This window comes from Actinosynnema sp., assembly GCF_052038725.1.
In genome coordinates this window covers 1-3,615 of record NZ_JBQGCX010000485.1, presented here as the reverse complement: position 1 = coordinate 3,615, position 3,615 = coordinate 1, and the positions used below count along the sequence as shown (strand labels likewise).

The 3,615-nt window shown below is 75.9% G+C and carries 4 protein-coding genes; all 4 read right to left on the bottom strand.

Annotated features, from left to right (window positions below; translation table 11 throughout):
* Positions 1–280: 280 nt before the first annotated feature.
* Genes ACTUAL_RS09775 through ACTUAL_RS09760 form a run of 4 tightly spaced genes read right to left on the bottom strand, consistent with a single transcriptional unit; the run spans position 281 to position 3,286 of the window.
* Positions 281–1,315 carry an ABC transporter ATP-binding protein gene (locus ACTUAL_RS09775; RefSeq protein ID WP_440900039.1) on the bottom strand — a complete coding sequence of 345 codons (1,035 nt, stop codon included), beginning with the start codon at positions 1,313–1,315 and terminating at the stop codon, positions 281–283.
* Positions 1,312–2,091: a molybdate ABC transporter permease subunit gene (gene modB / locus ACTUAL_RS09770; protein ID WP_096492480.1), complete on the bottom strand. Its 780-nt coding sequence runs from the start codon at positions 2,089–2,091 to the stop codon at positions 1,312–1,314. The genes ACTUAL_RS09775 and modB overlap by 4 nt, the downstream gene beginning before the upstream one ends.
* Positions 2,088–2,882 carry a molybdate ABC transporter substrate-binding protein gene (gene modA / locus ACTUAL_RS09765; protein ID WP_440900038.1) on the bottom strand — a complete coding sequence of 265 codons (795 nt, stop codon included), beginning with the start codon at positions 2,880–2,882 and terminating at the stop codon, positions 2,088–2,090. Before modA ends, modB begins: the two co-directional genes overlap by 4 nt.
* A gap of 5 nt (positions 2,883–2,887) precedes the next feature.
* Positions 2,888–3,286: a TOBE domain-containing protein gene (locus ACTUAL_RS09760; RefSeq protein ID WP_440900037.1), complete on the bottom strand. Its 399-nt coding sequence runs from the start codon at positions 3,284–3,286 to the stop codon at positions 2,888–2,890.
* Positions 3,287–3,615 lie beyond the last annotated feature (329 nt).

Sequence of the window (3,615 nt, the reverse complement as noted above, 5' to 3'; positions counted from 1 at the left end):
CCGCCGAGCGCGGTCAGCCGCACCCGCGCCGCCGTCGCGCGGGCGCCGGGCACCCCGCCCAGGAGCTCCACCACCCCGGTCAGCGCCCGCTCCCGGACCCCGCCGGACGTGCGCACCGCCAGCGCGCCCACCCGCACCCCTCCTCACCACCTCGAAAGCCGGTTCCGAGGCTAGTGAGCGATCACCGGGGGACCAGGGACCAAAGTCCCTTACCGTTCGGGTCGCACCCCGCCGACCACGGCGAACGCGCCCGAGGACCTGCGGTGAGGCGAAGCCGGGCTCACGCCGGGTCCGCGTCGACCTCCGCCGCCGACACCGCCGCCCACAGCTCGTCGCCCGGCCGCAGCCGCAGCGACGCCACCACCGACGCGGTCACCTCCGCCACCAGCGGCACGACCCCGTCCAGCCGCACCCGCGTCGAGTGCCCCTGCTGCTCCAGCCCGACGACCCGCACCGGCCAGGCGTTGCGCGGCCCGTCCGCGGGCCGCTCCCCGTACAGCCCCACCGAGCCCGGCGCGAACGCCACGAACACCTCGCCGCGCAGCTCCTCGCCGATCGCGACCACCCCGCCGCCGTCCAGCTCGACCGAGCCGCCGCGCGCCGTCCCCCTGAGCAGGTTCAGCCCGACCAGCGCCGCCACGTAGTCCGTGCGCGGCCGGGCCGCCACCTCCTCGGGCGACCCCTCCTGCACCACCCGGCCCGCCTCCAGCACCACCAGCCGGTCGGCCAGCACCATCGCGTCCAGCGGGTCGTGCGTCACCAGCAGCGTCCGGCCCCGGAACCCGCCCAGGTGCTCGCCGAGGTCGGCGCGCACCCGCAGCCGCGTCCCGGCGTCCATGGCCGCCATCGGCTCGTCCAGCAGCAGCAGCCCCGGCGAGGTCGCCAGCGCCCGCGCCAGCGCGACCCGCTGCGCCTGCCCGCCGGACAGCGCGCCCGGCCGGGCCGCCGCGTGCTCGCCGAGCCCGACCCGCTCCAGCCAGCCCAGCGCCGTCGCCCGCGCCTCGGCCTTGCGCACCCCTCGCGAGCGCAACCCGAACGCCACGTTCTCCAGCGCCGACATGTGCCGGAACAGCAGGTAGTCCTGGAACACCACGCCGACCGGCCGCCGCTCCACCGGCAGCCGGTCCCAGGGGTCGCCGTCGACCCGCACGTGCCCGCCGGTCAGCGGCACCAGCCCGGCCAGCGCGCGCAGCGCCGTCGACTTGCCCGCCCCGTTGGGCCCGAGCAGCGCCACGACCTCGCCGCGCTCGATCCGCAGCGCCGCGTCCAGCTCGAAGCCGTCCCGGCTGACCACCAGCCGCGCGTCCAGCGTCACGCGGTGATCCACCGTTCCCGCAGGGCGGCCAGCAGGGCCACCGACACCACCAGCAGCAGCACGCTCAGCACGATCGCCGCGTCCGGGTCGGTCTCCAGCGCCAGGTACACCGACAGCGGCATGGTCGCGGTCCGGCCGGGGAAGTTGCCCGCGAACGTGATCGTCGCCCCGAACTCGCCCAGCGCCCGCGCCCAGCACAGCACCGCGCCCGCGACCACGCCGGGCAGCACCGACGGCAGGGTGACCCGGCGGAACACCGTCCACCGGGACGCCCCGAGCGTGGCCGCCGCCTCCTCGTAGCGCGGGTCGGCCCCGCGCAGCGCGCCCTCCACCGACACCACCAGGAACGGCATGGCCACGAACGCCTCGGCCACGACCACGCCCGCCGTGGTGAACGGCAGCGACACCCCGAACCAGGCGTCCAGGTACTGCCCGACCAGCCCCCGGCGGCCCAGCACGTACAGCAGCGCCACCCCGCCCACCACCGGCGGCAGCACCATCGGCACCGTCACCAGCGCGCGCAGCACGCCCCTGCCGGGGACGCGCGTGCGGGCCAGCAGCCACGCCAGCGGCACCCCCAGCAGCAGGCACACCAGCGTCGCGAGCGACGCGCACAGCAGCGACAGCCGCAGCGCCTGCCCGACGAGGGGCGCCGCCAGCAGCTCGCCGAGCCGGTCCCACGGGGTGCGCAGCAGCATCCCGAGCAGCGGGACCAGCAGGAAGGCCACGCCCACCGCCGCGGGCAGCAGCAGGACCAGCGGCGGTCGGCGCGTCACGGCGCGTCGAAGCCCGCGGCGGACAGGACCTTCTTGCCGCTCTCGGAGAGCACGAACTCCCGGAACGCCCGGCCGCCCGCGGCGTTGGGGGCCTTGGCGAGCACGGCGATCGGGTAGTCGTTCACGGCCTCGTCGGCCTCGGCGAACGCGATGCCCTCCACGTCCGCGCCCGCCGCCCGCACGTCCGTGCGGTAGACCAGCGCGGCGTCGACCTCGCCGAGGCGCACCTTGGTCAGCACGGCCTTGACGTCCTGCTCCAGCGTGTCGGCCTCGGGCGTGACGGCCGCGGCCTCGAACACCTTCTTGGACGCGGCCCCGCACGGCACCTGCTCGGCGCACAGGGCGATCTTCAGGTCGTCCTTGCCGAAGTCCGCCAGCCCGGTGATCTTGCCGGGGTTGCCCTCGGGCACGGCGATCTGCAGCCGGTTGCGCACGAACGTGGTGGGCGTGTCGGTCACCAGGCCAGTGTCGGTGACCTGCTTCATGTTCGCCGGGGCCGCCGAGGCGAACAGGTCGGCGGGCGCGCCCTGGTTCAGCTGCTGGGCCAGGCCCGAGCTGCCGCCGAAGTTGAAGGTGACCTTCGAGCCGGGGTTGGCGGCCTCGAAGTCCTTGCCCAACCGGGTGAACGTCTCGTTCAGCGAGGCGGCGGCGAAGACGGTGACCTCGCCGAGCGGGGCGGCGGCCGAGCCGGGCTCGGCGGGCGCGGGCTCGTCGGACGGGGAGCAGCCTGCCAGCGCGAGCGCGGCGGCGGACAGGGCGGACAGGACGCGCAGGCGGGGACGGGTGCGCACGGGTGTCAGACCTCCGGGATCTCTACCACGACGTGGGTCGACTTGATGGAGGCCACGGCCACCGACCCGACCTCCAGGCCCAGCTCCTCGGCGGAGTCGCTGCTCATCCGCGACACCACGCGGAACGGGCCCGCCTGCCTCTCCACCTGCGCCATGACGCCGTCCTTGACGACGCGGGTGACGATGCCGCGCATCCGGTTGCGGGCCGAGGTCGTGATCGGCCCGCCCGCCTCCGGGTTCTCGGCGGCGCGCTGCGCGAACGCGGCCAGCTCGGCGCCCTCGACGCCCCTGCGCCCGCTGTCGAGCTGGACCGAGGACAGCCGTCCCTGGTCGATCCACCGGCGCACGGTGTCGTCGCTCACCCCGAGCAGGGCGGCTGCTTCGCTGATCCGCAAATTCGGCACGGGGCGGAGTGTAATGCCGCAGAATCGGGTGATTGACAGCCTGTTGGCGGCTTTTGCGGAAGTGTCACAGCCCCTGTGGTGCGGGGTGTGCTGCCGGGGGGCGCGCGGTCCAGCAGGCACGTGCGGGACGTGTGCGCGCTGACCGTCTCGCGGGTCGGCGCGCTGCCCGCTCCCGTGCCCGCGACGCCCCGGTGGCGCTCGTCGCCCCTCCGGCCCGGTCCCGTTCGGCCCGGCCGCGCGCCAGGGCCAGTCGCGTCCCGGTCAGTCGCGTCCGGGCCAGTCGCGTCCGGGCCAGTCGCGTCCGGGTCAGTCGCGTCCGGGTCAGTCGC